Source organism: Kitasatospora sp. NPDC002040, from assembly GCF_040296785.1.
Classification (GTDB): Bacteria; Actinomycetota; Actinomycetes; order Streptomycetales; family Streptomycetaceae; genus Kitasatospora.
In genome coordinates this window covers 524930-540135 of sequence record NZ_JBEOXV010000002.1, presented here as the reverse complement: position 1 = coordinate 540135, position 15206 = coordinate 524930, and the positions used below count along the sequence as shown (strand labels likewise).

The following is a 15206-nucleotide window of genomic DNA, read 5'->3' as shown; positions in this document are numbered from 1 at the left end:
GGACCTCGGATGGGAAGGGGCGGTGGAGATGGCACTGCGGCACGCCGTACTGGCTGCGCTGCTGGACGACGAGTACAGCGGCTACCAGCTGGCGAAGGCGTTCGACATCGGCGTGGCCAACTTCTGGCACGCGCTGCCCCAGCAGCTCTACGCCGAGCTGGCGAAGCTGGAGAAGGAGGGCCTGCTGTCGGGTCGTCAGGTGCTCCAGGAGGGGCGGCCCAACAAGCGGCTGTTCCGGGTCACCGAGGCCGGGCGGGCCGAACTGGAGGCGTTCGCGGAGACGGTGGCCAAGCCGTCCTTCATCCGGGACGACCTGATGGTGAAGGTGCAGGCCGCCGACCGGATCGGCACCGCAGCGGTGATCGCCCAGCTGGAGGAGCGGGCCGAGGTGTCCCGGGGCAAGGCCGAGTTCCTGACCGAGCTGCTCCGGACCCTCCGCGGCGGCGCACCGGAGGACGAGTACCTGCGCCACGGCGAGCGGATCGGGCCGTACCTGACCTGTCTGCGCGGCGTGGCGTTCGAACAGGAGACCCGGGACTGGTGCCTGCGCATCGCGGCCGTCCTGCGAGCGCGACAGGAGAACCGTGCCGAACACGCCTGACCCCCGGCCCCGTACCTACCTGCGGTACGTCGCCCTCGGCGACAGCCAGACCGAAGGCGTCGGCGACGGGGACGACACCGTCGGCCTGCGGGGCTGGGCGGACCGGCTGGCCGAGCAGCTGGCCGCCGCCGACCCCGCCGTGCAGTACGCCAACCTGGCCGTCCGGGGCCGGCTGGCCGGGCAGGTCCGGGCCGAACAGCTCGGCCCCGCGCTCGCGCTCCGCCCCGACCTCGCCACCGTGGTGGCGGGGGTCAACGACCTGCTCCGGCCGAGTTTCGACCCGGTCGCGGTGGCGGGCGAGCTGGAGGCGATGTTCGCCGCGCTCACCGAGGCGGGGGCGCAGGTCGCCACGGTGACCTTCCCCGACATCGGACGGATCGTCAGCCTGGCCAGGCCGCTGCGCCCCCGGGTGCTCGAACTGAACGACCGGATCCGGGCCGCCGCCGCCCGGCACGGCGTCGCGGTGGCCGAGACCGCCCTCCCGGAGGCGTCCACCGACCCCCGGATGTGGAGCACCGACCGCCTGCACGCCTCCCCGCTCGGCCACCAGCGGATCGCCGACGCGGTGGCGGACGCCCTCGGCCTCGCGGGCAGCGACGACTCCTGGACCAGGGGGCTGCCGCCGCAGGCCGTCCCCGGCGGTCTGCGCGCCACCGCCGCCGAACTCCGCTGGGCCGGCGCCTTCCTGGGCCCCTGGCTGGCCCGCCGCATCCGCGGCCGCTCCTCCGGCGACGGCCGCACCGCTCGCCGCCCGGCCCTGCTGCCGGTCGCCGCGGCGGGCTGACCGCGGCCGGAGCGCGCGGCTGGAGCGCGTGGCCGAGGTGGCCGCAGGCGTATCCGCGCAGGGTAGGATCCTGCTCAGCCGCGACTGGCGAAGGTGGACAACCACCGGGGAGCGGTGAGGGATTCGTACGTCTGCGTCGACCGCCTGGGCGCCTGCGTCAGTGATGTTCCAGCTGACCCAGGAGGCAATGACGTGGATCTGCGCTACGGGATCAACCCCCAGCAGCGGGCAGCCGGCGCCGAGCCGGTACAGCCCGGCCAGTGGCCGGTGCGGGTGCTCCAGGGGAGCCCCTCGTACATCAACATGCTGGACGCCCTGAACAGTTGGCAGCTGGTGCTGGAGGCGAGCCGCGCCCTGAACCGGCCGGCCGCAGCCTCCTTCAAGCACGTCTCACCCGCCGGAGCGGCCCTGGCCGGGCCGGTCGACGCCGTCACCGCCGAGCTCTACGGCGTCGACCCCGACCGGATCGGCCCGCTCACCAGCGCCTACCTCCGGGCCCGCGACTCCGACCCGAAGTCCTCCTACGGGGACTTCGTCGCCGTCTCGCACCCGGTCGACGCCGAACTCGCCGACCTGCTGGCCCGGGTGGTCTGCGACGGCATCATCGCCCCCGGCTACGCCCCGGGCACCACGGCGGTGCTCGGCCGGAAGAAGAACGGTCGGTTCCTGGTACTGGAGGCGGACACCGCGTACGCGCCGCCGCGGCAGGAGTCGCGCGAGGTGTTCGGCCTGCGGCTGACCCAGCAGCGCGACGAACAGGCTGTGTACGCCGGGCTGTTGGACGACGTCGTGTGCGGCACGCTGTCCACCGGGGCGACCGAGGACCTGCTGCTGGGCCTGGCCACGCTGCGCTACACCCAGTCCAACTCCGTCTGCTACCTGCGGGGCGGCCAGACGCTCGGGATCGGCGCGGGCCAGCAGTCCCGGGTGGACTGCACCCGGCTGGCGGGAGCCAAGGTCGACACCTGGTGGCTGCGGCGCCACCCGGCCGTGCGCGCCCTCGCCTTCCGGCCGGAGGTCCGGCGCCAGGAGCGGATCAACTGGCAGATCCGCTTCATCGAGGGCGACCTCACCCCGGACGAGACCGCCCGCCTGTCCACCGCACTCTCCGCCCCTGCCCCCGAGTTGACGGACAGTCAGCGGACCGACTGGCTCGCGGGCCTGCACGACGTCGCGTTCGTCTCGGACGGCGCCCTGCCCTTCCGCGACAACGTCGACCACGCCCACCGGCACGGCGTCTCCTGCATCGCCGAGCCCGGCGGATCCATCCGCGCCACCGAGGTCGAGGACGCCTGCCGCGAACACGGCATCGCCCTCGCCCGCACCGGCCTCCGGCTCTTCCACCACTGACCCCGCCCGGATCCCCGCCCACCCGGGCCGCTGCTCAGCCGACCAGGGAGCAGGGATCCTCGGCGGTGCCCCAGCCGTGGGTGGAGAACCCCCGGCCACCGCCCAGGTAGGACGTCAGCGCGGCATGCGCGGTGGCGAACATCGGAGTGGGCAGGGCGTCGGTGTCCGACCACAGGACGGCCAGGTGCTTGTCGGGCTCCCGGTTCACCAGCGCGCCCTGCCAGCCGGTGGCCGCGAACACCGAGAGCAGGAACGGCCCCTTGCCGTCCCAGCTCTGGCGGACCTGGACGGTGTGCACCAGGCGCAGCTCGTCGGGCGCCACGACCAGCCCGGTCTCCTCGACGAGTTCCCGAGCGGCGGCCTCGTCCAGCCGCTCACCCTCCTCGACCTTGCCGCCGGGGATCGTGTAGGCAGGTGTGCTGCTCCAACTGTCGTTTGCGTACCGGATGGTGGCCACCTTGGCGGCCTTCTCGTCGTGGACGATGACGCACACGGCCTGACGCAGACTCTGCATGGCGGACTCCAAGTGGTAGCGCGGACGGGTGTGCTGGTGCCGCCGGGGCGCAGTGTGGTCGGGAGGGGCGGTTCGGCGACCGTCCCGCTCCACCGGCCGACCCCTGATGATGGTGCTGTTCGAATTGCTCCATCAACCCGGATTCTCGGCCCTTCGCCCCGCGACCACAGGATGCCCCGCCCGCTCCGGTGATGTGGGCAAGAGATACCCGGCTCTGGAAATTAGGTTAGGCTAACCGAACCAGGCTGGGCTGGGTGATGCGGGAGGGCACATGGGGCACGGGTGGGAGGGCGTCGTCCTCAAGTTGATGCGGGGGCGGGACTTCGCGTTCACGGTGACCGGGGCGGAGGACGTCACGGAGCACTGCCGGCGGGTGCACTTCACCGACGGCGGCATGCTGGCCGCCACCGGTGTCCACCCGACCATGTGGGTGCGGCTCTGGTTCGACCACACCGGGCGTCCGCACCAGCGGGCATACACCGTGGTCGACCCCGACCCGGCGGCTGGTTCGTTCAGCATGGAGTTCGCGCTCCACGACGGCCCCGCCAGCGCGTGGGCGCGGACGGCGGGTGTCGGTGACACCGTCCAGGCCACGGTGCAGGGTTCGGCCTTCACGGTCCCGGACCCGCTGCCCGAGCGGATGTTCCTGATCGGGGACAGTGCCTCGCTGCCCGCCGTCAACTCCCTGCTGTCCGCGGTCCCCGACATCCCCGCCACGATCTGGCTGGAGACCCAGGACGACGCCGACGACCAGCTCCCGCTGCGCGGCCGCCCCGCCCGCCACGAGGTCCGCCGGATCCGGCGCGGTGCCCCGGCGGCCGACCTCGCCGCCACGGTCCGGCGCGACCTGCCGGAGCTGCTGGGGGACCCGTCGGGCGCGTACGTGTGGATCGCCTGTGACACCGTCACCACCCGTGCCCTGGCCCAGTTCGCCCGCAAGGAACTCGCCGTCCCGAAGGCGCAGGTGCACGCCCTCGGCTACTGGCGCCCCTGAGCGGCACCTCCGGCCCAGGGTCCGGCATCCGGTGCGGGTGGGGCGCGGCTGCGGTCAGTCGCCGCCGATCCAGTACAGCGCGAGGTCGATGTCCCGGGCCGTCCAGTCGGCCCCGAACGTGCCGGGCTCCCGGAGCAGTTGGTCGAGCAGGTCCAGGTACCGGCCGTACCGGCCGGAGGCACTGGTCAGCGTCAACCCGAACGACTCCAAGGCCCGTTGGGCCCGCTTGTCGTAGACCGCCATCCGCGCCGGGGCTGCCGCGGTGAGGACGGCGGAGGCCAGCGCGTCGCCGCTCCGGAAGCCCGGGAGGGCACTGATCGCGGCCCGGCCCGCCCGGGCCGCCTCCCCGCGCGTGACCGACGGGTCCCGGACGGCTGCCAGCGCCCGCCCCGTGACGGCCCGTACCCGGAGGTCGGGGACCGCCATCAGTTCGGCGGCCCACCGGGTGCGGGCGGAGAGGCGCTTCCAGGTGACCAGCGCGCCGAGGTCGGCCTTGCCCAGGCTGCCCGACTTCTCGGCCCGCCGGGCCACCTCCCACAGCACCTCGTCGTAGGCCGGAGCGGTCGCCGCCAGGTACGAGGTGCGGGCCGTGGCCAGCAGCGGCCAGATGTGCCGGGCCCGCTCCGGGTCGATCTCGGCCGCCACCGGCTACCTGGCCACGTAGCCGGTCAGGATGGCCTGGACCTCGTAGATGTCGACGCCCTTGGTGAAGGTCTTCTGGATCGGCACCGGGTTTCCGGAGACCCAGATCTTCAGCTCGGCGTCGAGGTCGAAGGTGCCGGCCGTCTCGACCGCGAAGTGGGTGATGCTGCGGTAGGGGACGGAGTGGTACTCGGTCTTCTTCCCGGTTATGCCCTGCTTGTCGATCAGGATCAGCCGCCGGTCGGTGAACAGGAAGGTGTCGCGGATGAGTTGGTACGCCGCGTGCACCTGCTCGCCCTGCCCGAGCAGCCGCGCGAACTCCTGCCCGGCCGCCGCCGGGTCCACCTGGTGCGCATTGCCGAAGAACGCCATGCCGGTCCTCTCGCCGTGCGCCCGCCCCGGGGCGCTGTGCTGAGAGTCTGTCAGCACGGCGCCCCGGGGCGGGCGGGGTGGTGGGTCAGAGGGTGTGCAGGGCCATCATCCGGCCGTGGGTGTGCAGCAGGGCCTGGACGTTGCCTTCGTGGCGGTTGGGGTTGGCGACCGCGGTGTGCAGGGCGAGCAGCCAGGCGGCGGTGCGGGCGGGGTCGCCGTGGTTGTTGGCGGCCAGGCGGACGTTGGCGTAGCGGAGGCCCTTGAGGACGTTGATCAGCTCGGTGTGGGCGTCCGGGGCGGGGCCGACCAGGTTGTGGTCGTCCTTGATGGTGTTCAGGGCCACCGCCGCGTACAGGGTGTCGGCGATCGCGTTCCACCGGGTCTCGGGGCGGGCGACGCGCAGGGTGATCGGGTTGGCGAAGCTGCGGACGCCGGGGGTGACCGGCTGGTGGGTGGGGGCGAGATGGGGCGGGGCGACGGCCGGGACCGGGGCGGGGATGGCGGCCATCGGCGTGGTGGTCCAGGCGGTGTGCCAGGTGTCCCCGGCGGCGGCCGGGTCGGTCTGGTAGAGCTGGAAGTAGTACCGGGAGTCGTGGCCGGCCACGCCGTCCTCGGCGTTGCGCGCGTAGTTCTCCAGCGTGATGACGTCGGTGCCGTCGGCGGCGACCACACCCGCCCAGTGGTCGCCCCAGCTCCGGTTCGCCAGCAGGACGGGATTGACCGCGCCGACCGGACGGTAGTGGTCGGTGTGGGTCGGATAGCCGCCCTGGACCAGCGCGACGCCCGCGACGATGTCGGTCAGGCCGCTGGTCAGGAAGCCTTCGCCGACGCCGGGCGCGGCGTACTGGTTCAGCCCGTAGTGCTGGAGCTGACCGGTGAACACGGCCCCGGCGGCGTGCGCGGCGGCGCCGTAGGCCGCGGCGATCACCCGGCCGGTGTTGGCGGCGTTGATCGGCGAGCTCACGTCGATGGCCGGCGGGTGCGGCAGCGGGAGCAGCGCCCGGGCGACGTTGTACTCGATCAGGTGGGCCGGGGGCACGTGCGGGTCGTTCTCGAACCGCGGGCCGGGCGCGGTCTGGCCGATGACGTGCTCGATCATCAGGTTGCACTGCTGCGGCCCGGTGGTGCCGAGCCCGGTGGTGCCGACGGCGACGTTCTGCGGCAGGACCCGGAGCAGGGTGTTGCCGCCGATGGTGATCCGCCGCTGGGTCGGGCCGACCGGGTCGGCGACCAGGCGGTAGTTGGACCCGATCAGCGTCAGCCGCTGGTTGCTCGCGGTCACCACGGCCTGGGTGGCGTAGAAGCACTTGGGCTGACGGCCGCTCAGGTCGCAGTCCTCGATCGCGATCCGGTTGTTCGCGGACACCCGCAGGGTCACCCCGGCCGGGTTGGTCGACGCCAGCCGGACCACCGGGGCCGCCCCGGCGGTCATGAACGAGGCGCCGCCGCCGGCCTTGACCTGGCCGATGAACGAGTCCTGCGGGTTCACCGGCGCGTTGTGCGCCCCGCCGCCCACCACCACGAACGGCGCGCCGAGCCCGGCCGCGTGCACGGTGTAGAACTGCGTCACCGCCGGCGCGTACGCACGAGCACCCGCCCGGCGGGGCGCGCCGTGGATGCGGACCGCGAGCCCCCGGGCGATCCGGCGGCCGGCCCGGACCGCCTCGGCCTCCAACTCCGCGTCCGCCACCGGGTCCTGCCCGGCCGGGCGGACCCGTCCGTACCGCTGCTGCAGCACGTGGGCCAGCTCGTGGCCGATGACCTCGCGCCCGGCCGCCGTGGTCGGGTCGTACGCCCCCGGCGCGAACGCGAGGTCCGCACCGTGCGCGCAGGCGACCGGTCCTGCCGCCCTCAATCCCCCCTGGTGGACCCGCACTTCGGCGAATCCCACCCCGAACAGCTCCTCGAACCCACGGCGTACCCCCGCCGTCATGGCACGACTGGTCCCCATAGCAGCCCCCCTGCTCGATCCGGCCCCCGTCTGCCCGCGAGGGTACGCGTCCGGTCCGCACCGGTGGCCCGCTTCCTCGGGACCGGCCACGGCGGGCGGTGATTTCCGGCCACCGCCACGCACCGGCCGTCCGGGCGGGATGGGAGACTCGGGGCAGATCCGTACGGGCACCGCTGCCCCGACGAGAGGAACTGTGATGGGTTTCAAGCGCATGCTGGCCGGGCTCGGTGCCGGGGGCGCCTCGGTGGAGACGGTCCTGGCCGAGCCGAACGTGCTGCCCGGCGGCACCCTGCACGGTGAGGTCCGGATCCAGGGTGGCAAGGTCGACCAGCGGATCGAGGGGCTGACGCTCAGCCTCCAGGCCCGGGTCGAGGTGGAGGGCGGCGACAGCGAGCGCCACCAGGACATCCGGTTCCAACAGAACCGCCTGGGCGGTGAGTTCGAGCTGAAGGAGGGCGCGCTGCACGTGGTCCCGTTCAGCTTCCAGGTCCCGTTCGAGACCCCCGTGACGGCGGTCGGCGGGCAGCAGCTGCGCGGCATGGTGCTCGGGGTCAACACCGAGCTGGCGATCGACCGCGCGGTGGACGCGGGCGACCTCGACCCGATCGCGGTGCACCCGCTGCCGGTGCAGCAGGCCGTGCTGGACGCGTTCGGCCGCCTCGGCTTCCGGTTCAAGAGCGCGGACCTGGAGCGTGGCCAGATCCGCAACACCCGCCAGCGGCTGCCGTTCTACCAGGAGATCGAGTTCTACGCCGCGCCGCAGTACCCCGGGCTGAACCAGGTCGAGCTGTCGTTCGTCGCCGACCACCAGGCCGTGGACGTGGTGCTGGAGATGGACAAGCGCGGCGGCCTGTTCACCGAGGGCTCCGACACCTTCCGCTCCTTCACCGTGGCGCACGCCGACGTGGCCACCACCGACTGGGCCGGCTACCTGCACCAGTGGCTGCACTCGGTGGGTGGCCGACGCGGCTGGGTCTGACCGGCGCCCCCGGCGCGAGCTGCGCCGGGGGCGGACCGCCGGAGCGGGTCACTTCCTCGGTTCGGGCTTCAGCAGCGCGAACACGGCCCCGAACGGGTCCGCGAGCCAGGAGATCCGGCCCACCTCCGGCACGTCCGCCGCCGGCATCAGCACCGTCCCGCCGTTCGACTGCGCCGCCGCCACCGTTGCATCGACGTCGACCGAGTGGAAGTACGGCACCCAGCGCGGCTTCCCGGCGCCGCCGCCCGCACCGTCGCCCAGCGGGGCGACCCCGCCGAAGGACGCGTCCTCCAGGTCGCCGTCCCGGACGCTCAGCACCCGGTACGTCATGCCGGGCACGTCCATGTCCTGGCTGCGCCAGCCGAACAGGCCCTGGTAGAACGCGATCGCGCCGACCGGGTCGGGTACGTGCAGCTCCGCCCAGAGCAGCGAGTTCGGGGCGGAGGCCAGCTCCAGACCTGCGGTCCGGGCGGGCTGCCAGAGCGCGAACTCGGCGCCCTGCGGGTCGGTGGCCTGCGCCAGCCGGCCCTCGCCCATGACGTCCGTCGGCTCCATCCGGACGGCACCCCCGCCCGCCGTCACGGCGGCCACCGTGGCGTCGATGTCCTCGGTCCTGAAGTGCACCATCCAGGCCGAGCTCGCCCCCTCCTCGGTGAGCGCCCCGAGCGCGCCGACGGTCTTCCCGTCCAGCTGGAAGAACCCGTAGCCGCCCGTCTCGGGCCCGGCGGACTCGAAGCTCCAGCCGAACACCGCCCCGTAGAACGCGGCCGCCGCCCCGGTGTCGGGACTGCCGAGGTCGAGCCAGGTGGGCGAGCCGGTGCTGAAGTCGGTGCCGAGCATGGGACTCCTCCAGGGATGCGGGGTGCAGGGTGCAGGGGTGGGGTCGGACTGCAAGCCACACTGCCGCTCCGTCCAGGGACCGTCCACCCACGGGCAGCCGAACAGGTCGCGCCCGGCTGCGGGTCACCCGACCGGTGCGGCAGACGGGTGACCCGGCGCGGTGCTCCCCGGAAAGACCGTCAGGCGGCCGTAGCCTGAGTCGCGCTGATCGAGCGGATTCGTACCGGTCGGTCCTGGTTGCTGGAGGTACCGTATGGCCGTTCCCCCGGCCCGAGTGGTGTTCAGCGAGAGCGACCGCTCGACGGTCGCGGCGGCGGTGACGGAGATCCTGTCTACCGGGGAGCTCACCCTGGGGCCCCGCACCGAGCGGTTCGAGGCCGGGTTCGCCGCCGCCCACGAGGCCTCGCACGCGGTGGCGGTCGCCAGTGGCACCGCAGCCCTGGAGATCGCGCTGCGCTGCGTGGGCGTGGCGGGGCGCGAGGTCGTCGTTCCGGCGAACACCTTCTACGCGACCGCCGCCGCCGCGGTGCACGCGGGAGCGAAGCCCGTCCTCGCCGACATCGAGGCGTCGACCTTCGCGCTGACCGCCGAGAGCGTCGAGGCGGTCCTCTCACCGGACACCGCCGCCGTCGTCCTGGTGCACATCGGCGGCCTGATCACGCCTGCGGTGGACGAGCTGCGGCAGCTCTGCGACGCGCGCGGCATCGCGCTGATCGAGGACGCGGCGCACGCGCACGGCTGCAGCTACCTGGGCCGCCCGGCCGGATCCTTCGGCCTGGCCGGGGCGTTCTCGTTCTACCCGACCAAGGTGGTCACCAGCGGCGAGGGCGGGATGATTCTGACCGAGTCGGCCGAGCTGCGCGACGAGGCCCGGATCCTCCGCGACCAGGGCAAGGGCGCGTTCGGCACCAACCACCACGTCCGCCACGGCGCCTCCTGGCGGCTCAGCGAGGTCAACGCGGCGGTCGGCGAGGTCCACCTGCGGCGGCTGAAGGAGTTCGTCGAGCTGCGCCGCTCGGTGGCCGAGCGCTACACCGCCGCACTCGCACCGCTCCCCGGGCTCGACCCCCTGGTCGAACCGCCCGGCGGCCGGAGCAACTTCTACAAGTACGTCGTGCTGCTCCCGCGCGGCACCGACCGGGACGGCTTCAAGCGCGAGGTGCGCGAGCGGTTCGACGTCCGGCTGGCCGGCGAGGTCTACGAACTGCCGCTGCACCGGCAGCCCGTCTTCGCCGACCTGGTGCACGGCCCGCTGCCGGTCGCCGAGGACGTGTGCGCCCGGCACGTCTGCCTACCGGTCCACTCGGACATGACCGACGACGAGGTCGACCAGGTGATCGCCGCCGTCTCGACCGTCCACTCCGAGCTGGCAGGGTGAGGGAGCGGTCATGCGCGTTGCGGTCACCGGCGGCTGCGGATTCATCGGCTCGCACGTCGTCGAACGCCTGCTGACGGCCGGTCACGAGGTGGTCGTGGTGGACTCGGTGAGCCGCCGCCTGCACCCGTCGGCGGAGTACGCCCGGGTCGACATCCTGGACCCGGCCGGCCTGACCACGGCCCTGGAAGGCAGCGAGGTGGTCTTCCACCTGGCCGCGATGGCCGACGTCGAGCAGGTCAGGGACGACCCGGTGCGCGCCGTCCGGCTCAACGTCGAGGGCACCACCAGCGTGCTGGAGGCCGCCCGCCGGGCCGGGCTCGGCCGCACCGTGCTCGCCAGCACCGTCTGGGTGTACGGCGCGGCGGCCGGCGACGGGGAGCAGCCCGGCCCCGGGCTGGACGAGGACGTCCCGTTCGACCTCGGCCGGAGCGGCCACCTGTACGTCGCCAGCAAGCTCGCCGCCGAGCTGGTGGCCCACAGCTACCGCGACCTGTACGGGCAGCACTTCACCGTGCTGCGCTACGGCATCCCGTACGGGCCCCGGATGCGGGACGAGCTGGTGGTGGCGCGGTTCGTGCAGGAGGCGCTGGCCGGGCGGCCCATCACCATCGCCGGGAGCGGCGGGCAGACCCGCAACTTCGTCTACGTCGGGGACCTGGCGGACGCCCACGTCCGGGCCCTGTCCGCCGCCGCGCAGGACCAGACCTTCGCGCTGGAGGGCGCCACCGCCGTGTCCGTGCGGGAGATCGCCGACACGGTCGACCGCCTGCTCGGCCCGGTCACCATCGAGCACGTCCCGGCCCGCGACGCGGACTACAGCTCCCGGCGGATCTCCAACGCCAAGGCCGAGCGGCTGCTGGGCTGGTCCCCGACCACGCCGTTCGACGAAGGCGTCCGCCGCTACGTCGACTGGCACCTCGCCCAGGACTCCCGGGACTCCCGGGGCTGACCCACCCGCTGCCGGGAGGCCGCCGTGCCGCACGCTCTGCTCATCTCCGGATCACTCGGCCAGGGCCACGACGTGATGGCCCAGGCCTGCGCCGACTCGCTGCACGAACGCGGCTGGACCACCCGCACCGTCGACGCGATGGCGCTGCTCGGCCGGGCCGGCTCGGCCGTCGGCGAGCGCCTGTTCCGCCGCCTGCTCGACCTGCCCGGCGTGTACGACGCCTTCCACTTCGCCGCGCTGCGCCCCGGCGCCCGGATCGCGCTGCTGGCCGAGTCGGCGGCGCGGGCCCGGCTGGTCCCGCAGCTGCGGGAGCTGCTCGCGGAGCAGCCCGCCGACCTGGTGGTCTCGGTCTTCGCGACCGCCACGGCGGCGGTGAACGAGCTGGGCGACAGCCTGCCGGGGCCGGTCCACCTGGTGCTGTGCACGGATGTGACGCCCCATCGGCTCTGGGTGCAGCAGGGCACCGACCTGTTCCTGGTCACCTCCGAGGTGGCGGCCTGCGCGGTCCGCCGCTACCGCCCGGAGGCCGAGATCGCGGTGGTGGCCGCGCCGCTGCGGTCCGGCTTCTACCGGCCGCCCGATCGGGCCGGGGCCAGGGCTGGGCTCGGGATCCCGGCGGAGGCGGCGTGCGTGCTGCTGATGTCCGGGTCCTGGGGTCTGGGGCCGATCGCCCGGACGGCGGAGCAGCTGGCGGCCGCCCGGCCGCACGTCCTTGCCGTGGCCGGGCACAACCGGGCCCTGGAGCGCCGGCTCAGGGCCGTCGCGGCCCGGCAGCCCCGGGTGCACGCCTTCGGCCACACCGACCGGATCCCCGAGCTGATGGCCGCCGCCGACCTGGTCGTCACCAGCTCCGGCGACACCTGCAGCGAAGCCAGGGCGCTCGGCCGCCGCCTGCTGCTGCTGGACGTGGTGCAGGGCCACGGCCGCGACAACCTCCAGCACGAGCTGGAACTCGGCCACGCCGACGTCACCTCCGCCCGCCCCGACGAGGTGGTCCGCAACGCCCTGGCCGCACTGGAGCGCCCCGCACCCGCACCCTCCGCGGGAGCCTTGCCGGGGGCCTGGCGGGAGGGGTTTGCCGAGGCGCTCGCCCGGGTCGGTCTCGCCGACGGTGCGCGGGCCGGGCAGTAGGGCCTGTCACACCGTCAGGCCGTGGTCGCGCAGCGGCCCGAGCTGCCCGCAGGGCCTTGGCCGCACTGGAGCGTCCCGCGCCCGTGCCCTCCGTGGGAGCCTCGCCGGACGGCTGGCGGGAGGGGTTCGCCGAGGCGCTCGCGCGGGTCGGTCTGGCCGACGGTGCGCGGGCCGGGCAGTAGGGCCTGTCACACCGTCAGGCCGTGGTCGCGCAGCGGCCCGAGCGTCAGCCCGAGCTGCGCGCAGCGCTCGGCCAGCTGCGGCAGCGCGCCCAGTGCCGACCGCCAGGCCCCCGGCGCGGAGGTGCAGTCGGAGTCGTGCAGCAGCACGGTGGCGCCGCCCCGCAGGTCGGGCAGCAGGGTCCGGTACACCGAGGCGGCGGTGGCCCGGTCGGTCCAGTCCCGGCCCCAGGCGGTCCAGAGCACCGGCCGCAGCTCCGCCCCGCGGGCGGCGGCGAGGAGTCCGGCCGTGAGCACGCCGTACGGGGGGCGGTACCAGGTCGGGCGTACGCCGCACGCGGCGGTGACGGCCTCGACGGTGCGGCGGAGTTCGCGCGCGTCCCGTCGGGGGGAGGGCCGCCACTGCCGCCGGTGGTGCCAGCCGTGCACGGCGACCTCGTGGCCCCGGTCGGTGAGTTCGCGGCCGAGGGCGGGGGCGCGTTCGAGCATGTCGCCGAGGAGGAAGAAGGTGGCTCGGACGCCGAGCGCCTCCAGGCCGTCGAGGAAGCGGGGGGTACTGGCCGGGTCGGGCCCGTCGTCGAAGGTGAGCGCCACGTGGCCGGGGGCGCCGTGGCCGGCCAGTCCGGGGCGGAGCCGCCGTCCCACCGGCGCCAGCCGGGCGGCCGCCGGGGCCAGGTGGGCGGCCTCGACCGCCACCGTGGCGGCCCCGGCCAGCAGGGCCGTCCGCCGCGCGTCCATCAGCCGAACCGGGAGCTCAGCCGTCGGAACAGCTGCGGCGCCGTCCCGTGCACCCGGGCGGGGAACCCGAGCCAGCCCGGGACGAAGAAGTCGTCGCGGGGGCTGCCGATGGCCCGCAGGATCGTGTCGGCGACCCGCTCCGGCGGGATCGGCCGGGGGTGCCGGCGCTGGTACGGGGTACCCCGCCGGCTGAAGAACGCCGTGTCGACCGGCCCGGGCAGCACCACCCGGACGCCCACGCCGCTGCCCCGGATCTCGTACCGCAGGCTCTCCGCGAACATGGTCAGCGCCGCCTTGGTGGCCGCGTAGGCGGCCTCGTCCCGGACCCCGACCGCGCCCGCGATCGAGCCGACCAGGACGATCCGGCCGCGCCCGCGCTCCAGCATGCCCGGCAGCAGCAGGCGGCAGAGCCGCAGCGGGGCGGTGAGGTTGACCTCGACCATGCGGTCCAGCACGTCCAGCGGCATCCGGGCGAACGGTCCGCGCCAGCCGATGCCCGCGTTGGCGACCAGCAGGTCCACCCGCCCGGCCACCGCGAGCGCGCGGTTCGCCAGTTCCTGCGGGCCGCCCGGCGCGGCCAGGTCCTCCACCAGGGCCCGGCCCCCGGCGCCGGCCGCGACGGCGTCCAGGCGGCCCGGGTCCGACCCGGAGAGCAGCGGGAACCAGCCCTCCTCCGCCAGCCGGGCGGCCGTCGCGGCCCCGATGCCGGAGGAGGCCCCGGTCACCAGGGCGACCGGCGAGCGGCCGGCGGAGACGGGGAAGGCGGCCGCAGGTGTCGGCGAGGGCGGGGAGAGCGGGACGTCAACCATGGGGTCACCTGTCCACCGGGTGCGGCGGTCGTACGGGCCGGAATACCTCGGATCTCCACGGTCCCACCGGATCATCCGCTCCGCTCAGGGGGACCGGGTGGCGGTGCTCCGGGCCGCTGCGGCCGGGACCGGAGCGCCGTCGAGGGGCGCGACCTCGCCGAACCGGGAGAGCGCGAACGTACCGCCGACGGCCACCAGGAACCCGGCCACCGCGAGCCAGCCGAGGCCGGGCCTGGCCTGGTCGCCCAGCACCAGCACCCCGACCAGGCCGGGCGCGAAGGTCTCCGAGACGGTGGAGGCCGCGGTGGCGGCGGTGACCGAGCCGCGCTGGAGGGCGAGGGCGTAGGCGAGGTAGCCGCCGACCCCGCCGAGCGCCAGCGCGTACCCGGCCGGGTCGGTGAGCAGGTCGGCCGGGCCGGACAGGTCCAGCACCCGCACGGCCAGGCTGGTGACGCCGAAGCCGACCCCGGCGAGCAGGCCGAGGCCGGCCGCCGCCCAGTCGCCGTCCCAGCGGCTCAGCACGGCGGTGAGCAGCAGCATGGCCAGCGTCGCCGCGAGCAGCGCGAAGTGGAACAACGGGCCGGCGGAGTCGCGGCCCTCGGCCCCGGAGGCGGCCGCCAGCAGGATCAGACCGGCCACCACGGCGGCGATCCCCGCCAGGTCGCGCGGCCGGAGCCGGACGCCGAGCAGCCGGACGGCGGCCCCCGCCGTCACCGCCAGGCTCGCGTTGGTGACCGCCTGGACCAGGAACAGCGGCAGGCTGCGCAGGGCGATGATGCTCAGCGCGAAGCCGGCCACGTCCAGCACCGTGCCCAGCACGAACGGCCAGGACCGCACCAGCCGCGCCACCAGCCCGGCGCGCAGCCGCGCCTCGCGCGGCACCGCACGGGCCCCGCGCGCCTGGAAGACGGACGCGAACCCGAAGCAGACGGTCGCGACCAGAGCGGTGGTGAGTCCGAGGAACATCACCACCAGTGTCGGACCGCCCGCGTCCG

Annotated in this window: 16 protein-coding genes and 1 riboswitch; of the genes, 8 read left to right on the top strand and 8 right to left on the bottom strand. The window is 74.5% G+C overall.

The window, feature by feature from the left end; genetic code table 11:
* Positions 1 to 28: 28 nt before the first annotated feature.
* The 3 genes from ABT118_RS07760 to ABT118_RS07750 all read left to right on the top strand — a co-directional run bounded on the left by ABT118_RS07760 (position 29) and on the right by ABT118_RS07750 (position 2735).
* Entirely contained in the window at positions 29 to 601 is a 573-nt protein-coding gene (locus ABT118_RS07760) for a PadR family transcriptional regulator (protein ID WP_350645742.1), read from the top strand.
* Entirely contained in the window at positions 585 to 1385 is an 801-nt protein-coding gene (locus ABT118_RS07755; protein WP_350645740.1) for an SGNH/GDSL hydrolase family protein, read from the top strand. The genes ABT118_RS07760 and ABT118_RS07755 overlap by 17 nt, the downstream gene beginning before the upstream one ends.
* A 70-nt stretch (positions 1386 to 1455) precedes the next feature.
* A riboswitch (ZMP/ZTP riboswitch) is annotated at positions 1456 to 1542 on the top strand.
* A gap of 35 nt (positions 1543 to 1577) precedes the next feature.
* Positions 1578 to 2735 (top strand): phosphoribosylaminoimidazolecarboxamide formyltransferase, encoded by a 1158-nt coding sequence (locus tag ABT118_RS07750; protein WP_350645738.1) that lies wholly within the window; start codon positions 1578 to 1580, stop codon positions 2733 to 2735.
* A 34-nt stretch (positions 2736 to 2769) separates the two neighbouring features.
* On the opposite strand, the gene ABT118_RS07745 is transcribed toward ABT118_RS07750, so the two are convergent.
* Positions 2770 to 3249, bottom strand: a complete 480-nt coding sequence (locus ABT118_RS07745) for an NUDIX domain-containing protein (RefSeq protein ID WP_350645736.1) — start codon at positions 3247 to 3249, stop codon at positions 2770 to 2772.
* A gap of 271 nt (positions 3250 to 3520) precedes the next feature.
* On the opposite strand from ABT118_RS07745, the gene ABT118_RS07740 reads away from it, so the two are divergent.
* Positions 3521 to 4243, top strand: coding sequence for a siderophore-interacting protein (locus tag ABT118_RS07740; protein WP_350645734.1), 723 nt, complete (start codon positions 3521 to 3523; stop codon positions 4241 to 4243).
* A gap of 54 nt (positions 4244 to 4297) precedes the next feature.
* Here the strand turns inward: ABT118_RS07740 and ABT118_RS07735 are convergent, their stop codons facing one another.
* From ABT118_RS07735 to ABT118_RS07725, 3 genes are all read right to left on the bottom strand, one after another.
* Positions 4298 to 4888 (bottom strand): hypothetical protein, encoded by a 591-nt coding sequence (locus ABT118_RS07735; protein ID WP_350645732.1) that lies wholly within the window; start codon positions 4886 to 4888, stop codon positions 4298 to 4300.
* 3 nt (positions 4889 to 4891) lie between these two features.
* Positions 4892 to 5257 carry a PH domain-containing protein gene (locus ABT118_RS07730; protein WP_350645730.1) on the bottom strand — a complete coding sequence of 122 codons (366 nt, stop codon included), beginning with the start codon at positions 5255 to 5257 and terminating at the stop codon, positions 4892 to 4894.
* An 85-nt stretch (positions 5258 to 5342) separates the two neighbouring features.
* Positions 5343 to 7190: an eCIS core domain-containing protein gene (locus ABT118_RS07725; RefSeq protein ID WP_350646297.1), complete on the bottom strand. Its 1848-nt coding sequence runs from the start codon at positions 7188 to 7190 to the stop codon at positions 5343 to 5345.
* 214 nt (positions 7191 to 7404) lie between these two features.
* Between ABT118_RS07725 and ABT118_RS07720 the strand changes: the two genes are divergently transcribed.
* A complete protein-coding gene (locus tag ABT118_RS07720; RefSeq protein WP_350645728.1) occupies positions 7405 to 8187 on the top strand; it encodes a sporulation protein in 783 nt (260 codons plus the stop codon).
* Positions 8188 to 8235: 48 nt separating this feature from the next.
* Here the strand turns inward: ABT118_RS07720 and ABT118_RS07715 are convergent, their stop codons facing one another.
* Positions 8236 to 9027 (bottom strand): VOC family protein, encoded by a 792-nt coding sequence (locus ABT118_RS07715; protein WP_350645726.1) that lies wholly within the window; start codon positions 9025 to 9027, stop codon positions 8236 to 8238.
* 253 nt (positions 9028 to 9280) lie between these two features.
* On the opposite strand from ABT118_RS07715, the gene ABT118_RS07710 reads away from it, so the two are divergent.
* Genes ABT118_RS07710 through ABT118_RS07700 form a run of 3 tightly spaced genes read left to right on the top strand, consistent with a single transcriptional unit; the run spans position 9281 to position 12485 of the window.
* Complete coding sequence (locus ABT118_RS07710; RefSeq protein ID WP_350645724.1) at positions 9281 to 10405, top strand: DegT/DnrJ/EryC1/StrS family aminotransferase; 1125 nt, start codon at positions 9281 to 9283, stop codon at positions 10403 to 10405.
* A gap of 10 nt (positions 10406 to 10415) precedes the next feature.
* Positions 10416 to 11354 carry an NAD-dependent epimerase/dehydratase family protein gene (locus tag ABT118_RS07705; protein WP_350645722.1) on the top strand — a complete coding sequence of 313 codons (939 nt, stop codon included), beginning with the start codon at positions 10416 to 10418 and terminating at the stop codon, positions 11352 to 11354.
* A gap of 24 nt (positions 11355 to 11378) precedes the next feature.
* A complete protein-coding gene (locus ABT118_RS07700) occupies positions 11379 to 12485 on the top strand; it encodes a glycosyltransferase family protein (protein ID WP_350645720.1) in 1107 nt (368 codons plus the stop codon).
* 188 nt (positions 12486 to 12673) lie between these two features.
* On the opposite strand, the gene ABT118_RS07695 is transcribed toward ABT118_RS07700, so the two are convergent.
* From ABT118_RS07695 to ABT118_RS07685, 3 genes are all read right to left on the bottom strand, one after another.
* Positions 12674 to 13402, bottom strand: coding sequence for a polysaccharide deacetylase family protein (locus ABT118_RS07695; protein WP_350645718.1), 729 nt, complete (start codon positions 13400 to 13402; stop codon positions 12674 to 12676).
* A complete protein-coding gene (locus tag ABT118_RS07690) occupies positions 13402 to 14211 on the bottom strand; it encodes an SDR family NAD(P)-dependent oxidoreductase (RefSeq protein ID WP_350645716.1) in 810 nt (269 codons plus the stop codon). The genes ABT118_RS07695 and ABT118_RS07690 overlap by 1 nt, the downstream gene beginning before the upstream one ends.
* Positions 14212 to 14295: 84 nt before the next feature.
* Positions 14296 to 15177, bottom strand: a complete 882-nt coding sequence (locus tag ABT118_RS07685; RefSeq protein WP_350645714.1) for a DMT family protein — start codon at positions 15175 to 15177, stop codon at positions 14296 to 14298.
* Between the last annotated feature and the right edge of the window lie 29 nt (positions 15178 to 15206).